This window comes from Paenibacillus filicis (assembly GCF_038070315.1).
Lineage (GTDB): Bacteria > Bacillota > Bacilli > Paenibacillales > NBRC-103111 > Paenibacillus_G > Paenibacillus_G filicis.
Genome location: NZ_JBBPCC010000020.1, coordinates 64102 through 81235, shown reverse-complemented (window position 1 = coordinate 81235; position 17134 = coordinate 64102). Strand labels below are relative to the sequence as shown.

At 52.3% G+C, this 17134-nt stretch carries 14 protein-coding genes; 2 read left to right on the top strand and 12 right to left on the bottom strand.

The genetic code is table 11. The features are described 5' to 3' along the window. Positions 1 to 14: 14 nt before the first annotated feature. The 6 genes from hemA to lonB form a co-directional block, all read right to left on the bottom strand. Positions 15 to 1412: a glutamyl-tRNA reductase gene (gene hemA / locus WMW72_RS25800; protein ID WP_341418523.1), complete on the bottom strand. Its 1398-nt coding sequence runs from the start codon at positions 1410 to 1412 to the stop codon at positions 15 to 17. 275 nt (positions 1413 to 1687) lie between these two features. Next, positions 1688 to 2089 carry an adenosylmethionine decarboxylase gene (gene speD, locus WMW72_RS25795; protein WP_341418459.1) on the bottom strand — a complete coding sequence of 134 codons (402 nt, stop codon included), beginning with the start codon at positions 2087 to 2089 and terminating at the stop codon, positions 1688 to 1690. Between the two features lie 358 nt (positions 2090 to 2447). Beyond that, positions 2448 to 3035: a non-ribosomal peptide synthetase module gene (locus WMW72_RS25790; protein WP_341418458.1), complete on the bottom strand. Its 588-nt coding sequence runs from the start codon at positions 3033 to 3035 to the stop codon at positions 2448 to 2450. 441 nt (positions 3036 to 3476) lie between these two features. Beyond that, positions 3477 to 4124, bottom strand: a complete 648-nt coding sequence (yihA, locus tag WMW72_RS25785; protein WP_341418457.1) for a ribosome biogenesis GTP-binding protein YihA/YsxC — start codon at positions 4122 to 4124, stop codon at positions 3477 to 3479. Between the two features lie 62 nt (positions 4125 to 4186). Then, positions 4187 to 6517, bottom strand: a complete 2331-nt coding sequence (gene lon, locus WMW72_RS25780; RefSeq protein WP_341418456.1) for an endopeptidase La — start codon at positions 6515 to 6517, stop codon at positions 4187 to 4189. A gap of 181 nt (positions 6518 to 6698) precedes the next feature. Further along, positions 6699 to 8402 (bottom strand): ATP-dependent protease LonB, encoded by a 1704-nt coding sequence (gene lonB / locus WMW72_RS25775; RefSeq protein WP_341418455.1) that lies wholly within the window; start codon positions 8400 to 8402, stop codon positions 6699 to 6701. A gap of 146 nt (positions 8403 to 8548) precedes the next feature. Here lonB and WMW72_RS25770 point away from each other — a divergent pair, with 146 nt between their 5' ends. Next, positions 8549 to 9292, top strand: a complete 744-nt coding sequence (locus WMW72_RS25770; RefSeq protein WP_341418454.1) for an N-acetylmuramoyl-L-alanine amidase family protein — start codon at positions 8549 to 8551, stop codon at positions 9290 to 9292. Between the two features lie 46 nt (positions 9293 to 9338). On the opposite strand, the gene WMW72_RS25765 is transcribed toward WMW72_RS25770, so the two are convergent. Next, a complete protein-coding gene (locus WMW72_RS25765; protein ID WP_341418453.1) occupies positions 9339 to 10127 on the bottom strand; it encodes a divergent polysaccharide deacetylase family protein in 789 nt (262 codons plus the stop codon). A 306-nt stretch (positions 10128 to 10433) separates the two neighbouring features. Beyond that, positions 10434 to 10991: a TetR/AcrR family transcriptional regulator gene (locus WMW72_RS25760; protein ID WP_341418452.1), complete on the bottom strand. Its 558-nt coding sequence runs from the start codon at positions 10989 to 10991 to the stop codon at positions 10434 to 10436. A 147-nt stretch (positions 10992 to 11138) separates the two neighbouring features. On the opposite strand from WMW72_RS25760, the gene WMW72_RS25755 reads away from it, so the two are divergent. Continuing rightward, the gene (locus WMW72_RS25755; RefSeq protein ID WP_341418451.1) at positions 11139 to 12128 is read left to right on the top strand and encodes an SDR family NAD(P)-dependent oxidoreductase; all 990 of its coding nucleotides are present in this window, start codon (positions 11139 to 11141) and stop codon (positions 12126 to 12128) included. Positions 12129 to 12387: 259 nt separating this feature from the next. On the opposite strand, the gene ispG is transcribed toward WMW72_RS25755, so the two are convergent. The 4 genes from ispG to tig form a co-directional block, all read right to left on the bottom strand. After that, positions 12388 to 13497 (bottom strand): flavodoxin-dependent (E)-4-hydroxy-3-methylbut-2-enyl-diphosphate synthase, encoded by a 1110-nt coding sequence (gene ispG, locus WMW72_RS25750; RefSeq protein WP_341418450.1) that lies wholly within the window; start codon positions 13495 to 13497, stop codon positions 12388 to 12390. Positions 13498 to 13616: 119 nt separating this feature from the next. Continuing rightward, positions 13617 to 14882 carry an ATP-dependent protease ATP-binding subunit ClpX gene (clpX, locus tag WMW72_RS25745; protein WP_341418449.1) on the bottom strand — a complete coding sequence of 422 codons (1266 nt, stop codon included), beginning with the start codon at positions 14880 to 14882 and terminating at the stop codon, positions 13617 to 13619. A gap of 15 nt (positions 14883 to 14897) precedes the next feature. Then, the gene (gene clpP, locus WMW72_RS25740) at positions 14898 to 15488 is read right to left on the bottom strand and encodes an ATP-dependent Clp endopeptidase proteolytic subunit ClpP (RefSeq protein WP_341418448.1); all 591 of its coding nucleotides are present in this window, start codon (positions 15486 to 15488) and stop codon (positions 14898 to 14900) included. Positions 15489 to 15791: 303 nt separating this feature from the next. Next, complete coding sequence (gene tig / locus WMW72_RS25735; protein WP_341418447.1) at positions 15792 to 17081, bottom strand: trigger factor; 1290 nt, start codon at positions 17079 to 17081, stop codon at positions 15792 to 15794. Between the last annotated feature and the right edge of the window lie 53 nt (positions 17082 to 17134).

The window sequence follows — 17134 nt, the reverse complement described above, 5'->3', positions numbered from 1 at the left end:
CTATCCTTTCCGGATCAGGCCTTAGCCAGCATGTCGCCGGGCACGGATACTCGCACTTTCGCAAGCAAATCCTCTTTGGCGCGCTCTTGCGCAGCCTCCGCTTCCCGCTGCCGCAGTTCTTGCTCCGCCTGTTTCTGCCCATCCAATTGCTCCTCGAGAGCAAAGATTTTCGTGAACATCTCCAGCGCCTCGTCTCCGTGACGCTCAGCGGCCATTTCTTTGATGCGGACGATCGGATCGCGCAGCATCTGATTGACGATGCTTTTCGTTAATTTGCTGATGACTTTGAGCTCGCGCTCATCCAGCTCAGGCAGCTTCTTCATAAGGCTGTCCATGGTCTCCTCATGAATCACGGATGCCTTGGACTGCAGCGCCTGGATGACAGGGCTGATACCTAGCGTTCTGGACCATTGCTCGAAAGCTGCCAGCTCGGTTTTGATCATTTCCTCAATCTGGACAGCCGCTTTATGTCGCTCTTCCATATGGGCATTCACCAACGATTGCAAATTGTCGATATCGTACAGAAATACGTTCGGCATGTCGCCGAGACGAGGATCCAGGTCCCGCGGAACGGCAATATCCATCATGAACAGCGGCCGGGACCTACGCCGCTGCAGAATACAGGATACTTGCTCGGCGGTCAGCACATAACCCGCCGATCCGGTCGAGCTGATGACAATGTCAGCTTCCTCCAGGTGGAGCGACAGCTTGTCCATCGTACTTGCCACGCCTCCGAAACGTTCTGCCAGCTCTTGGGCACGGCTTAAGGTGCGGTTAACGACGATCACCTTGCTGGCACCGCTGCTGCGGAGATGCTTGACCGTAAGCTCGCTCATCTTGCCCGCCCCGATAATCAGCACCTTCTTGTTCTCGTAGCTGCCGAAGATCCGCTTGCCCAGCTCTACCGCCGCATAGCTGACCGAAACCGGATTCTCGCCAATCCCCGTCTCGAAATGCGCCCGCTTGGCCATCGTGATCGCTTGCTTGAACAGCGTATTGAACAGCACACCCGTTGTTTTGAGCTGCTGCGCCAGCAGGAATGCATCCCGCATCTGGCCGAGAATCTGAGTTTCGCCGATCACCATCGAGTCCAAACCGCTCGTCACACGCAGCAGATGCTCAATCGCCTGCTCATTCTCATAGATGTATAGATATTGGTTAAATTGCTCCTTGGGCACATTGAACCATTTCTCGATAAAGGTTCTGAGGTGATGGCCGCACAGATGCTGCGTATCGACCGCAACATACAATTCCGTCCGGTTACAGGTGCCCACGACGACGCATTCCATCACGCTCCTGGTTGCTTTTAGTTCTTGCAGCGCCAACGGCAAATCATGTTCGGCGAATGTGAATTTTTCGCGAATAGAAACGGGTGCCTTCCGATAATTTAAGCCCGCCACGACGATATGCATCTGGTTCACCTGCCCCCTCCTCATAAATTCAAGCTTCATTATATCATAGCCCTGTGCGGTTCTTCGACAATATTTATGAAAACTTTTTTAACGTTCCGCACAAAGGTCGGTCCTGCCATTTTTAGTTTCCTCTGAAAATGCCCGTCGTATACCTCTCTAAAGCTCTCAATTCAATGTTTAGAGTCATGATTCAATGTTTAGAGTCATGCTTCCGAACTGCATGCAAAGAAATAACCCCGGAGTGACCTCCGAGGCTACCATATGTGAGTGTCTGATTACTTCATCCATTCAGCTTGCTGCATGACCGGTGTTTCAACTTGCAATTCGCCAATGCCACGAACAATTTTCTTCGCATGTACCGTGTCAGGCTTCAGCACGGACAGCATGTACTCGATCGCAAGTCCGGGATCAACCGTCTCGCCGCAAGTATAACAATCTAGTGCTGCGAATCCTCTCTCAGGATACGTATGAATGGAGAGATGACTTTCCGAGAGCAAGACGAGAACCGTTGCTCCTTGGGGTTCAAATTGCTTGGACTGTACCGACATCACAGTTGCACCACATGCTTCAGCTGCTTCTACCATTTGCGCCTGTAGCCATTCTGCACTGTTGAGAAGCTCAAAATCAACTCCCCATGCGTCTACAGCTACGTGTCTTCCGAAAGTTGAGTATTCCATCTTTCGGTTCCCCCTTCCTAGGAATAAAATGTTTTGAAAATTTCATCCGCTAGGACCTACGTCATTCACTTCTCGAGGGAGCAATCTCTCGTAACATTCGATGTCCTGAGTGAATCCTGGTTCCTATTTTGTTTTCAACGAAAATAAAAATAACATCTATTGACCAGAAATGCAATGCTTTTTGGGAAACTAAATTTTGAAGATTTTTCCGCAGACACACATGAGCACAATATGTACGAAGCTTGGCTATTGTGACACCCTCTCCACCTGCCCTTTTGACAGAAAAGAACCCGCCCTCCCGTACAGACTGGGAAGCGGGTTTCCTGACAGATGGGCATGGCTCATATATAGACTAAGATTAGGCTTCGAGTACGAATAAGCGATGCGTCAGCTTATTCAAGCGGCCGTCGATCTGCTCGCGCAGACCTTCGTCCTGCTGTTCATTTCTCAAATCCAGCAGTTGGTTGATTTGCCCCCGGATCGAACCGATTTCAGCCTCCACCTCGTTTTTGTGGAAGAGCCGCTCAAGCTGGCCCAGCGTATCGCGGTATTCGTAGACCACTTTTTCTGCTGCATCGGTATTTTCCGTGATCTTCACTACCGAACCTTGCTTATACGTATAGATCATCTTATAACCTTCATAAATCCGGTGAACAACCGCATCTCCCTTGAACAGGGCCACGGCTTTCCGCATGGCGTTGACGATATTTTTGTTATGAATGCGGCAGGTTCCTTGGCAGATGTACATGTTCATATGACGCTCGAACGACAGGACGATAGCCTGACCGGCGTCATCCTCCAATACCACCTCTTGATTGCCGTTTTCCAAAACTTGAATTTGCATAGAAGCTCCATGGTCCTTAAACATCCGAATAAAGCTGTTCATTTCAGCTTCCGTTAACTGTAGGCAGGTTTTGACGTATTCAGTCGCTAACCTATTTGCCATAAAAATCCCTCAATTCATCGGTTTCGAACCTTGAAGCCTTCAATGATTTTGGTATTGTTCTATACACATTATACTACATATTAATTTAATATTCCTGTCTGTGACCCTGAGTATTTCGCCGGAAATCAGAAAAATCCGCTTTTTACCGGAAAAGATTGAAAAAAACAACCTGAATACTCGGTTTTCCTCCCGATGTCCCTTTCTCTGCCTGCTGCGCAATATGAAGGCGGATTAGTGCGTGCCCGTTTTTATTAACTGGGAAGCCGTCGTTTACAACACTATTCAAAGCGTTGCAAGCCTTTCCAAGGTTCTGGCGGTCTTCGAGCCCTTACCGGTTCAGGGTCTCCTCTTCATTGGTGCAGTGGCCTTGGGACAAATCGAAAAGACCTCACCCGTCCAGGTAAGGTCCATGCGTATGCTATTGCCTAGCCAGGTGCTCGATTACTCTCCTGCATCGGTCAGAGCTTCAGCTGCTGGCTCCCCGGCAGTCTCATCGGCCACACCATAGCCGATATACTGCTCAATCACGCTCCACAGCTCGTCCTTGCCGAGTCCGAGCTCGGAGGAAAACAGAATGAACGGATCATTCTTATCCGCTCCGAGCGTCTCCCGGACAATCTTGGCATGCTTCTGCCACTTGCTCTTGGGAATCTTGTCCGCCTTGGTCGAGACGATACAGACCGGCACGCCGTTGTGTTTGAGCCAGTTGTACATCGCCTGGTCGTCCTTGGACGGAGGATGTCGCAGATCGATGATCTGCAGGACGAGCTTGAGCTCCTCGCGGCCGCGCAGGTAAGCCTCGATGAATTTGCCCCACTTCTCACGTTCTGTCTTGGACACTTGGGCATAGCCATAGCCGGGCAGATCGACGAAATATAAATCTTGATTAATCCGGTAGTAATTCAGCTGCTGCGTCTTGCCCGGCTTGGAGCTGGTTCTAGCTAGATTCTTGCGGTTGATCATCCGATTGATCAGCGAGGACTTCCCGACATTAGAACGCCCTGCCAGAGCAAGCTCCGGCAAGGCATCCACGGGGTACTGACTCGGACCAACCGCGCTGATAATAAACTCAGCCTGATTGACCTTCATTGATACTCACTCATTTCTACCATTCATTTCACTCTGCTTACACGCTATATGCGATTCGCCTGTTACACCCGCGCAGGCTTGACGAGCGCATGCTCGAGCACTTGATCCATATGGGAAACCGGGTAAAAGGTTAGCTCGCGGCGCACGCTTTCTGGAATTTCCTCGATATCCTTCTCGTTGTCCTTCGGCAAAATAATCGTCCGGATGCCGGCGCGATGTGCAGCCAGACATTTCTCCTTCAGTCCGCCGATCGGCAGGACGCGCCCGCGCAGCGTGATCTCGCCCGTCATCGCTACGTTGCGGGATACCGGAATATTCGTCAGCGCCGAGATCAGCGCCGTTCCCATCGTAATCCCTGCGGAAGGCCCATCCTTAGGTATTGCACCTTCCGGGATATGAATATGAATATCGAACTTCTCATGGAAATCCGGCTGGATGCGGAATTGATCCGCCCGTGACCGGGTGTAGCTGAACGCAGCCTGAGCCGATTCTTTCATCACGTCGCCGAGCTTACCTGTCAGCGTCAGCTTGCCGTTGCCGGGCATGACGGTCACCTCGATAACCAGCGTATCGCCGCCTACCTCAGTCCAGGCGAGACCGGTGACCGCACCGATCTGATCCCGCTCCTCGGCAACGCCGAAGCGGAATTTGGCTGGTCCCAGGAAATCCTTCAAGCTGTCCGTCGTCACATGGACACTAGGCGTTCCTCCGACGATCTGCTTGGCAGCCTTCCGGCAGACCGAAGAGATCTGCTGCTCCAGATTCCGCACGCCGGCCTCGCGGGTATACTCCCGTACGGTCCGCATCAAAGCCGCTTCCTCATAAACGAGCTGCCCGTCCTCCAGGCCATGATCGCGCTTCTGCTTCGGCAGCAGATAATTCTGAGCGATGTTCAGCTTCTCGATTTCCGTATAGCCTGGGATGTATAGCACTTCCATCCGGTCGAGCAGCGGCCGCGGAATATTATGAATCGCGTTGGCCGTCGTTACAAACATAACATTCGATAAATCGAACGGCACCTCGACGTAATGGTCACTGAAGGTCGAGTTCTGCTCCGGATCGAGCACCTCAAGCAGCGCAGATGCCGGATCTCCCCGGAAGTCCATCGCCATCTTGTCGATCTCATCGAGCAGAAATACTGGATTGCTCGTACCTGCCGTCTTCATGCCCTGGATGATACGCCCCGGCATGGCACCGACATACGTACGCCGGTGACCGCGAATCTCGGCTTCGTCACGTACGCCGCCGAGCGAGATCCGTACGAATTCGCGTCCGAGTGACCGGGCGATCGAACGGGCAATCGATGTTTTACCGACCCCGGGCGGTCCGACCAGACAAAGAATCGGCCCCTTCAGTTTCTTCACCAGCTTCTGGACGGCCAGATACTCCAGCACCCGCTCCTTGGGCTTCTCCAGCCCATAGTGATCCTGATTCAGAATCTCCTCGGCCTTGTGAATGTCCAGGTCATCCTCGGTCGTATGTGTCCAAGGCAGCCCGAGCAGCCAGTCGATATAGTTACGGATGACGGAGCCTTCTGCCGACGTAGCCGGCATTTTCTCCAGCCGCTCGATCTCCTTCTCGATCTTCTCGCGCACCTTCTCGGGAACTCCGCTTTCGCTGAGCTGGCTGCGCAGCTCATCGGCCTCTCCCGCGCGGCCTTCCTTCTCCCCAAGCTCCTTCTGGATCGCCTTCATCTGCTCGCGGAGATAGTACTCCTTCTGCGTTTTCTCCATCTGCTTTTTGACACGCTGGCTGATTTTACGCTCCAGCTCCAGCACTTCGCGTTCATTGTTGAGGATGGCGAGCAGCTTTTCCAGCCGCTTCTTGACGTCGATCGTCTCCAGAATTTCCTGCTTATCTTTAATTTTCAAGGACAAATGACTGCAGATCACGTCGGCCAGCCTGCCCGGCTCATCGATATCCGATACCGCTGCGAGTGTCTCCGGCGTCACTTTCTTGGATAAATTAATATAATGCTCGAATTGATTCAGCACCGTACGCATCAGCGCATCGATCTCCGGATCGGATGTCTCCTGCTCCGGCAGCTCCCGAACATTGACTTCATAATACTCCTCATTGGTCAGGAATTCGGCGATTTCAGCACGCACGACTCCTTCCACCAGCACGCGGATCGTCCCGTTGGGCAGCTTGAGCATCTGCCTAACCTTGGCAATCGTACCAATCCGGTAAATATCCTCAGTCTTCGGTTCCTCGATGTTCACCTCGGACTGCGAGCACAGTAAAATCATGCTGTCGTCGACCATCGCCTTTTCCAGCGCACGGACCGACTTTTCTCTGCCTACGTCCAAATGCAGAACCATACTCGGGTACACAAGCAGCCCCCGCAGCGGCAGCAGCGGCAACCGGCGCATCTTTTGTTTGCTCGGCCCCATAACCCGGCACCTCCAGACTGTACTGACTTGCTGATTTCTTCACACATCATTCATACTTTCTTTATCTTAGCAAAATTACTCACAAAACACCAATGAGGAGGAAGCCATCCTTAACGAAGTTTCTCCCAAACGCATCCGCGCTATAAGTGGGAATGGGTGCACAAATACACAAAGACGCGCTCTACTCGAGCGCGTCGGCATGCAAAATTTTCACGGAAACGGGAGCCGTCCCCTCTGTAATCAACGGATCATGATCGGTGCGCTCGACGAATTGAAGTCCGAGCGATTGATGAAGGGCCTCCTCGATGGAATCGATCGGGACAACCTCCAAGCCGTTCAATCCGGCGAAGATTTCCTGCCAGTTTTCTTGGGGAATCAGAACCTTAGTCGCGCCAGCTTGGAAAGCTGCTTCGACCTTGGCGATCACCCCACCTACCGGCTTCACCTTGCCATGAATACTGATCTCACCCGTCATGGCGATATGGTTGTCCACGGGAATTTGCTTGATGGCCGACGAGATCGCGACTGCCATCGCTACGCCTGCGGAAGGCCCATCAATCGGGATACCCCCAGGGAAATTGATGTGCAGATCATAATCGTAGGGCCTCAGATTTTTCCGCCGCAGCACCGTCAGCACATTCTCTACCGAGCCGCGGGCCATACTTTTACGCCGCAGTGTCCGCGAGCCGCCGCCCATCTCTTCCTCATCGACGACGCCGGTGATCGTAAACTGGCCGGCTCCCGGCTGAACCGCAGGAATAGCCGTGACCTCAATGTCGAGCAGCATGCCCATGTTGGGACCATAGACTGCAAGACCATTGACCAGCCCGATTTCGGGTCGGCTTTGAATTTTCTTCTCGGGCCGCGGCGAGATTTGGGAGCTATTGACCACCCACTCCACATCCGCCGCCGTCAGCTCGCGCCGTTGGTCCGTCAAGGCCATGCCGGCGGCCAGCTGAATCACATTCACCGCTTCCCGGCCGTTGGTCGCATAGCGCTTGACGACCTCGATCGCAGCAGGGTTATCCGGGAAGCCGATTTTCTTCAAGGCCTTAGAAGCAATCTGGCCGATCTCATCGGGCAGCAGCGGACGGAAGAAAATCTCCATGCAGCGCGACCGGATCGCAGGAGGAAGGTCCGACGGATTGCGTGTTGTCGCTCCGACAAGCCGAAAATCGGCAGGCAAGCCATTTTGAAATACATCATGGATATAGCTCGGCACATTCGTATCTTCCGAATTGTAATAAGCGCTCTCCAGAAATACCTTGCGGTCCTCCAGCACCTTCAGCAGCTTGTTCATCTGATGCGGATGCAGCTCGCCGATTTCATCAATAAACAAGATACCTCCATGCGCCTTGGTCACGGCACCCGGCTTGGGCTGCGGGATTCCCGCCACTCCCATAGCGCCGGCACCCTGATAAATCGGGTCATGAACGGAGCCGATCAGCGGGTCCGCAATCCCCCGCTCGTCGAAGCGCGCGGTCGTAGCATCGATTTCCGTGAACTTGGCGTCGGGCCGGAACGGCGATTCCGGATTTTTCTTCGCTTCCTCCAGGACGACGCGAGCCGCCGCCGTCTTCCCGACACCGGGAGGGCCATATACGATAACATGCTGGGGATTAGCTCCGCATAGCGAGGCCTTCAAGGCACGTAAGCCTTCTTTCTGACCGACGATATCATCCATCGCCTGAGGTCTTGTTTTCTCCGCGAGCGGCTTATTCAAGGAAATCGCCCGCAGACGGCGGAGCTTTTCCAATTCCTTCTTGGATTCCTTATCCACGGCCGAACGATTGGTTTGTTGATTGCGCAGCAAATTCCAAAAGTACAAACCGATGACAATGGCAAAAAACAGCTGAATGACCATTAAAACCAAGCTGATATTCATTATTTCCTTCTCCCTCCTGCTTGCGAACTATAATTGGTAGTATTGCCCTCTGCTGACAGCATTAATCCCTATAACACACAAACTTTTTCGGAAATGCTAAGGCAAGCCTTACTACTCGAGCCGGAGTTCCGGGAAAGGAAGCCACTATGATCCAACCAACCGTTCGAACGTTATGCCGGATTGCCGTTTTCGGCTTCTTGCTTTTCTGCCTGCCCACAGCCGTTACTTCGGGGGCGGCGATGCCGGACTCCTTTTATTTGCCTGAAATCAAAACCGATCATCCCGCTTTATCCGATGTAGATATCGTCATCGACGTAGGACATGGAGGGATCGACAGCGGTACCTTTTATGGAGACATTCTAGAGAAAGACATCAATCTGTCTATTGCCAAGCGCACCTACGAGCTGCTTCGCCAGCAGGGCTACCTGGTGCTGATGAACCGTATTGACGATTACGCCCTCAGCGGCGAAAATTTGTGGCTGCGATCCAAATCCCGGCATATCAAGGACCTGGCCCAGCGGGCTCATATGGCCAATGAGGTGAATCCCAAGCTCGTGATCAGCCTGCATGTCAATGCAGCCAAGCGCCCCTCCACCCGCGGAGCGATCATTCTGCATCAAAAGGACGAGCGCAGCAAAGCACTCGCCTCCTCTCTGCAGAATAAACTCAATGCCTATTACGGCATTGAGCATGATCCGGTTTATGGCCGGACCTACTACCTGCTCAAATATTCGAAGGCGCCGACCGTCATTGTCGAGGTAGGCTTTCTGACCAATGCCGAGGACCGGGCGTTGCTGACCAGCTCCGAAGGCCAGCAGGCCTTGGCCGTCAAGGTAGCTGAAGGCGTGGTTGCTTACCTGAAAGAACAGGAGAAGGGCTCACAGCCCTAACTTCTTTTGACTCTTCAAAGGTAAGTAGCGAATCCCGATCCCGAGTTTAATGCATCATCTCGGAGATCGGGACAAATTTGGCTCCCGCTTGCTGGATGCTGGGAATCGTTTGCTTCAAGATATCAGATGTATGCTTCCCGGGAGCTCCCACATGACCTATGACGATGGTATTTGGCTGGCTTGCCGCCAGCTTCTGCAGCTTAACAGCTTGTTTGGCGATATGGCTGCGGGTATATACATCATCCATAAACATATTATTGGCTGCCGTCGGAACCCCTAGCTCAGCCGCCAACTTGCCAACTACACTCTTGTCAGTCGTACGGCTGTCCAGCATGAACAGCCCCTTTTCCTTGCATACAGTCAGGATGATCCGCATAATCCGCTCATCCGCAGTTACCTTGGACCCCATATGATTATTGATGCCGACGGCATGGGGGACATCCTCGATAGCTGCTATAATCCGCTGGCGAACCTCCTCATCCGTCAGGTTGACGGTGATGGCTCCGGGTCCGAGCCATTCCGGCTTGCCCTTATTCGGCTCCATCGGAACATGCACCAGCACTGTCTGCCCGATCCGGTGCGCCCATTCGGCATCCCGCTTGGTTGTAGGCAAGAAAGGCATGACAGCCGCCGCGAAAGGAACGGAAAGCTCCATCATCTGCGTGGTGCCTTGCATATCATTACCGAAGTCATCGATGACCAGCGCCACGCGGCGAATGTCAGGTGTCTCTTCGGCAGCCTTAGGCTTCAATGGAGAGGCAACCGTTGCCGGAGGAGATATCCAAGCAGCCATCCACAAGGAGGCCATTAGAAGTGCAGCAGATTTCAGATTCAAGATGCTCGCCTCATTTCCTAGGATTTAGCCCATAGCTTTATTTGTTTGCTAAACCCGGCAAAACTATGCAGACATGGGAGAGACAAAGCACTGCAACCCTAAGCTACCGAGAGTGTGTCGATGATCGCATGACCGGTGTACACAGGCGGTGCAAAAAATACTGTGGGGAACGCTGCAGCCTGAAGCCGATGATGATGTGGGAGTCGTTTTTGCGCAGCAAAAAAACTGCCCGGGTTCTCCTACAAACCGCGGTCAGCTATTGAGAAGACCAAGACTAAACATCGTATAAGGCTGCTGCCACTCGTGCTACGGTACTAAAATAACTTCGACTAGTTGCCGAATTAATTGCCGCAGCTCATCCGAATTTTTAGCGACGATCTTGAAACCGCGTAAAGAGCTTGTTAATAGATAAGCCAGCTGCTGGGGAGTTAGCCCTTTGCGTATTTCATGACGTTCGAAGTGTTCTTGTATCAGAGAAGCCAGTACCCATTCAAATTTCTTATAGCTCATGTCTAACGCTTCACGGGCAAATTCATAGGAGCTGTCCGTAATTTCTCTAATTTCCAGTGAATGTAGGGCCTGATCAAATATCTTGATCGCCCAAACCTCAAAAGCATAAAAGATTTTTTCTTCGGGTGTGCTCCTCTGCGGCAGCCCTTTTTGTATTTCCTCAATCAGGCTGTCCCCATTGAAAAGAATCGTTGAGCTAAAAACTTCCTCTTTACTCTTGAAAAATAAGTAAAGACCCGCCCGTGAGATTCCAGCTGCCTGAGCGATATCATTCATCGATACACGCTTATAGCCATATTTGAAAAACACCTCAAGCGCGGTCGAAATAATATGAAGCTTCTTTTGATCATCCATCCAACGCCGCTCCAATCTAGATTTTCTGTCTTATTATTATATAGACACTTTACAATAACTGTCCACTCGTTTATTATATACAAATAGACATTTATCAATATTTGTCTAGTTGTTTAACTGAACTTAAAAAGGAGCGCACTACAACCAATGCGTACAGAACAAAAGCCATTACTATCAGGTTTCGGATTTCATACTACTGCACAGGAAGCTTTAGCTGGGCGTGATCTTCACGGGAAAGTAGCCATGATAACAGGCGGCCACGGAGGCATTGGACTTGAAACTACAAGGGTACTCTCGGAAGCCGGAGCTACAGTTATTGTCGGAGCTCGCCATGTGCAGCAAGCACTGCAGAATGTAAGTCTTTTCAAAAACGTAGAAGTCCTTCAATTAGATCTTTCCGATCCAGCATCCATCGATGCATTTGCTTCCGAATTTCTAAAGTCCGATCGCCAGCTTGATATTCTCATTCATAATGCGGGTGTTACTGCTCCACCAGAAAGTAAAGATTTCCGTGGATATGACAGTCAGCTGGCAACCAATTATTTGAGTCATTTTCAATTGACTGTTAGAGTCTGGGAGGCATTGAAAAAATCAGGCAGCGCTCGGGTAGTCTCCCTTTCCTCCATTGGCCACATGGATGGGCAGATCGATTTGAGTGATCTTAACTTTAATACTAGACCTTATCACTGGGGCATTTCGTACGGACAATCTAAAACGGCTTGCTCACTTTTGGCCATTGAATTGGATAAACGCGGGAAAGAGCATGGGATCCGAGCATTTGCTGTCCATCCGGGAGGTATCTTGACAGGCTTGACCCGCCATATATCGGATGAGGATCTCGCACTTTGGGGCGTTCATCGTGATGCCTCAGGAAGCTTTATCCAACCTGAAGGGTTTAAAACCATCGAGGAAGGTGCTGCCACAACGGTCTGGTGTGCAGCGAATCCTATCTTGGAAGGAAAAGGCGGCGTATACTGCGAGGACTGCGATATAGCAGAGATTGTTCCTGATGATTATAGTATGCGCAAAGGGGTACGCAATTGGGCCATTGACCCCGAACTGGCAGAGTCGCTGTGGAAAACAAGCGAAGAGCTGCTTAACATTCCTCACGGAGCTATCCCTCAGGCTTCGAATTAATTATATGCCTGCGAACAAGGACGAGGGTTCCAACTCCATAGCTTCGCTTGTGATATCAGGGTCAGAGCTCCCGCGTTCTCTTGGTTACCGCCATCGTATAACGACCATCAAACAAGGCCAGCCCGAATATTGTGGCTGCACACCAAAAACTCCCTTTCAGGCAGACGTGTCAAGTGCATCTGAACAACGATGTCCTTGATCCGTCACCTAAAAGGGAGTATTCTTCATGAGCTTTCGTTATCATCTTCTGGGAAGCCGTTTACACCCCAGCATGATGCTTACGTCCCGGAATCTCGCCCGTGCGCTCGAAGTGCTCGACGATGATGTCGATTTCCTTCTTCAGCTCGGACAGCAGTTCAGCCTCCGGTACCTTGCGGATCATCTCGCCGTAGCGGAACAGCATGCCTTCGCCGCGGGCGCCGGCAATGCCGATATCGGCTTCGCGCGCTTCACCCGGGCCGTTCACGGCGCAGCCCAGCACGGATACCTTGATCGGCACCTTCAGCTTGGAGATGTACGCCTCGACTTCATTGGCTATCGAGAACAAGTCAATGTCCAGACGGCCGCAGGTCGGGCAGGATACCAGTGTAGCCGCGTTCGTAATCAGACCGAAGGACTTCAGCAGCTCGCGGCATACCTTAACCTCTTCGACCGGGTCCGCACTCAGCGAGATACGAATGGTAGAGCCTAGTCCCATGCTCAGCAGGGCTCCGAGACCGGCAGCGCTCTTGACCGTACCGGAGAACAAGGTTCCGGCTTCGGTAATCCCCATATGCAGCGGATAGCGGAATGCCGAAGCTGCCTGCGTATAAGCTGCGATGGCCATCGGCACATCGGATGCCTTCAGGGACACGATAATATCGTGGAAATCCAGCTCCTCCAGAATACCGATATGGTACAGCGCGCTCTCCACCATCGCTTCCGGCGTCGGATAGCCGTACTTCTCCAGCAGATGGTTCTCCAGCGAGCCGGCGTTAACGCCGATCCGGATTGGAATCCCCCTCTCCTTACACGCCTTGACGACCGCCTCCACCTTCTCACGGCGGCCGATGTTGCCCGGGTTGATCCGGACCTTATCGATGCCGTTCTCGATGGCCAGCAGCGCAAGCCGGTAGTCGAAGTGAATATCCGCCACAAGCGGAATGGAAATCTGCTTCTTAATTTCCTTGATCGCTTCGGCGGCCTCCTTGTTGTTGACCGTTACGCGTACAATCTGGCAACCGGCTTCCTCCAAACGATGAATCTCTGCCACGGTTGCTTTCACATCAGCCGTTTTGGTCGTGCACATGCTTTGAATGATGACCTCGTTGCTTCCCCCGATGGTCAAGTTGCCGACTTTAACCGGAATCGTTTCCGCTCTGTGGAACATGTCAGTTTTTCTCTCCCATGAACCCAAAATCCTCCGCTTCACAAGGCGAAACTCGCCTTCGATGAAAAGGGGTTCCGCCCGCAAATTGGAGGTGTCTGGTTTGTTTACATTCAAGGCGCTTACGCGCTTTCTTCCTTCTTCTTGACCGGTGGAGCATCGAGCGCCGTGATCGGCGGAGCGATTTTCTCCTGTACCGCTTCTTTCGTTACGACGCACTTGGACGACTCCGTACGCGATGGCGCTTCGTACATCACCTCGAGCATGATGCCCTCGATAATGGCACGCAGTCCACGCGCTCCGGTATTCCGCTTGATCGCTTCCTTGGCGATTTCCTCAAGCGCCTCGGATTCGAACTCCAGCGTCACGCCATCGATTTCAAGCAGCTTCTGATACTGCTTCACCAGCGCGTTGCGAGGCTCGGTCAGAATACGGACCAATGCTGCTTCGTCGAGCGGCTCCAGCGTAGAGATAACCGGAAGACGGCCGACAAACTCAGGAATCAGACCGAATTTGAGCAAATCTTCAGGCAGAACAAGGGACAAGTACTCGCCCGGCTTCAGGTCGGCCTTGTGGCCGTCTGTGCCGAAGCCGATCACCTTTTTGCCGATCCGGCGCTTGATGATCTGCTCCAGACCGTCGAACGCCCCGCCGCAAATAAACAGGATGTTCGTCGTATCGATCTGGATAAATTCCTGATGCGGGTGCTTGCGTCCGCCTTGCGGAGGAACGGAAGCGACCGTACCCTCGAGAATTTTCAGCAAAGCCTGCTGAACCCCTTCACCCGATACGTCACGAGTGATAGACGGATTCTCGGACTTGCGGGCTACTTTATCGATCTCGTCGATATAGATAATGCCGCGCTCAGCCTTCTCTACGTCGTAGTCGGCAGCCTGAATCAGCTTGAGCAGAATGTTCTCGACATCCTCACCCACGTAGCCGGCTTCCGTCAGAGAAGTAGCGTCCGCGATGGCAAAAGGAACATTGAGAATTTTGGCCAGCGTCTGTGCCAGCAGCGTTTTACCGCTGCCTGTAGGACCGACCAGCACAATATTGGACTTCTGCAGCTCGACCTCGTCCGTCTTGCTGCCTTGCGAATTAATCCGCTTGTAGTGGTTGTATACCGCTACCGACATCGATTTCTTCGCCTGCTCCTGCCCAATCACGTAAGAGTCAAGAATGGCCCGGATTTCCATCGGCTTCGGTACATCCTTCAGATCGAGTTCTTCCTCGTGACCCAATTCTTCCTCAACGATTTCGGTACAAAGCTCGATGCATTCATCGCATATATAAACGCCGGGACCGGCGACCAGCTTGCGTACCTGCTCCTGCGACTTGCCGCAGAACGAGCACTTCAGCTGGCCTTTCTCATCGTTAAATTTAAACATGGGATCACTCCTTTTCTAAGTCAAATCACTGCGAGTGATAACCGCATCAATGAGCCCGTAAGACTTGGCATCCTCAGCGCTCATGAAGTTGTCACGGTCCGTGTCGCGTTCGATTCGTTCGTAGGGCTGACCGGTGCGCTCCACGTAAATCTGATTGAGCTTCTGTTTCGTCTTGATAATCCAGTCCGCATGAATCTTGATATCCGAGGCTTGCCCGCGGACACCGCCCAGCGGCTGGTGAATCATAACCTCGCTGTTCGGAAGCGCAAAGCGCTTGCCCTTGGCACCTGCCGTCAACAGCAAAGAACCCATGCTAGCCGCCATCCCGACGCAAATCGTGGATACATCCGGCTTAATGAACTGCATTGTATCATATATACCCATACCGGCAGTCACCGAACCGCCCGGAGAGTTAATGTACAAGCTGATATCCTTCTCCGAATCCTGCGCAGTCAGGAAAAGCAACTGAGCGATGATCAGGTTGGCGACGTCGTCGTCAATCGCGCTTCCCAGAAAAATAATGCGGTCCTTGAGCAGACGCGAATAAATATCGTAAGATCGTTCGCCCCGACCTTCCTGTTCCACAACCATAGGTACCAGAGTCAAATGTCCCAACCCCTTTACTTCTAAAGAATGCAAAGCAAAATTTCGCCTTACGCCATATTGTAACACGTTTGACTTCCAAAGTCATATCCCGGACGAGGGCTTATGGCACTCCCGATCCGATAGGGCTGTCCGCCCCAGACGGAGCGGACAGCAGGTTGTAACTCATATGTATGTAGCTGGGTGAAGACGTAATCCTATGTCGTTGGAGCGTGGAGCGAAAATCCGGGCGCATCTACAAAACAAAGGCACGCATAGGAATACACGTGCCCTTGTTGTCTATGTTGCGCCTTAAGAAAAGAACGCTTAAGCCGTTTTGCTGTTATCTACCAGGAATTTAACCGCTTTGCGTGCCACGACATCTTGAACCAGCGTAGCCAGCGTTCCGTTTTGCGAGAAGATCGCACGGATCTCGTCAACGGAGCGGCCGTACGCGCCAGCCAGGTTGTTCAGCTCGGCTTCGATTTCCTCTTCGGAGGCTTCGAGGCCTTCCGCTTTGGCAACGGCTTCGAGCACGAGGTTGTTGCGTACGCGCTTCTCAGCATCGCCTGCCATTTGGCCTTTCAGGTCTTCGGACGTTTGGCCGGAGAACTGATAGTACATCTCCAGGTTCATGCCTTGGGAACGCAGACGGTTCTCGAATTCTTTAACCATTTGCTCAGCTTCGTCGTCAACCATGATTTGTGGAATTTCCACTTGGGCTGCTGCTGCAACTTTCTCTACAGCGTCCGCTTCTTTTTTGCTGTTGTTCTCAGCTTGCTTGCGCTCGCCAAGCTTCGCAGACAGATCGGCCTTGTACTCATCCAGCGTTTCGAATTCGCTGACGTCTTTGGCGAACTCATCGTCCAGAGCCGGCAGGTTTTTGCGCTTGATGTCATGCAGCTTGATTTTGAATACAGCTTCTTTGCCCTTCAGCTCTTCCGCATGGTAGTTCTCAGGGAAAGTTACCGTAACGTCCTTCTCGCCGTCTTTGGCCAGACCTACCACTTGCTCCTCGAACCCAGGGATGAAGCTGCCGGAACCCAGCTCCAGCGAGTAACGCTCAGCTTGTCCGCCTTCGAAAGCTACGCCGTCTACGAAGCCTTCGAAATCGATGACAACAACGTCGCCATTTTGCGCTTCGCCTTCTTCGACAGGAACGAGCTCAGCATGACGACTTTGGAGACGCTCCAGCTCAGCTGCAACTTCTTCCTCGGATACACTGGCGTCGCCAGCTTCGAGCTCGATGCCTTTGTACTCGCCCAGTTCAACTTCAGGTTTAACGACAACCTTAGCTTTGAACTTCAGGATTTGTCCTTTGGCAAATTGCTCCACGTCCACTTCAGGACGGTCAACCGGCACGATGCCCGTTTCTTGTACGGCTGCCACATAAGCATCCGGTACGATGATGTCGAGTGCATCCTGGTACAGGCTTTCTACGCCGAACTTCGATTCGAAAATCGAGCGAGGCACTTTACCTTTACGGAATCCTGGAACGTTAACCTTAGCTACAACTTTCTTAAACGCCTTGTCCAAAGCTTCGGCTACCTGCTCCGCATCCACTTCGATGTCAAGAACTCCAACGTTCTTCTCTATTTTTTCCCAACTTGCTTTCATTTTATGCCTTCCCCTCCAAAAATGGTCGATAATCAATTTTCACGTCCTGGCTG

Excerpts from the sequence above, each read along its gene's own strand:
- hemA (WP_341418523.1), bottom strand. The coding sequence starts at position 1,412 with ATGCATATCGTCGTGGCGGGCTTAAATTATCGGAAGGCACCCGTTTCT.
- speD (WP_341418459.1), bottom strand. The coding sequence starts at position 2,089 with ATGGAATACTCAACTTTCGGAAGACACGTAGCTGTAGACGCATGGGGA.
- WMW72_RS25790 (WP_341418458.1), bottom strand. The coding sequence starts at position 3,035 with ATGGCAAATAGGTTAGCGACTGAATACGTCAAAACCTGCCTACAGTTA.
- yihA (WP_341418457.1), bottom strand. The coding sequence starts at position 4,124 with ATGAAGGTCAATCAGGCTGAGTTTATTATCAGCGCGGTTGGTCCGAGT.
- lon (WP_341418456.1), bottom strand. The coding sequence starts at position 6,517 with ATGGGGCCGAGCAAACAAAAGATGCGCCGGTTGCCGCTGCTGCCGCTG.
- lonB (WP_341418455.1), bottom strand. The coding sequence starts at position 8,402 with ATGAATATCAGCTTGGTTTTAATGGTCATTCAGCTGTTTTTTGCCATT.
- WMW72_RS25770 (WP_341418454.1), top strand. The coding sequence starts at position 8,549 with ATGATCCAACCAACCGTTCGAACGTTATGCCGGATTGCCGTTTTCGGC.
- WMW72_RS25760 (WP_341418452.1), bottom strand. The coding sequence starts at position 10,991 with ATGGATGATCAAAAGAAGCTTCATATTATTTCGACCGCGCTTGAGGTG.
- WMW72_RS25755 (WP_341418451.1), top strand. The coding sequence starts at position 11,139 with ATGCGTACAGAACAAAAGCCATTACTATCAGGTTTCGGATTTCATACT.
- ispG (WP_341418450.1), bottom strand. The coding sequence starts at position 13,497 with ATGTTCCACAGAGCGGAAACGATTCCGGTTAAAGTCGGCAACTTGACC.
- clpX (WP_341418449.1), bottom strand. The coding sequence starts at position 14,882 with ATGTTTAAATTTAACGATGAGAAAGGCCAGCTGAAGTGCTCGTTCTGC.
- tig (WP_341418447.1), bottom strand. The coding sequence starts at position 17,081 with ATGAAAGCAAGTTGGGAAAAAATAGAGAAGAACGTTGGAGTTCTTGAC.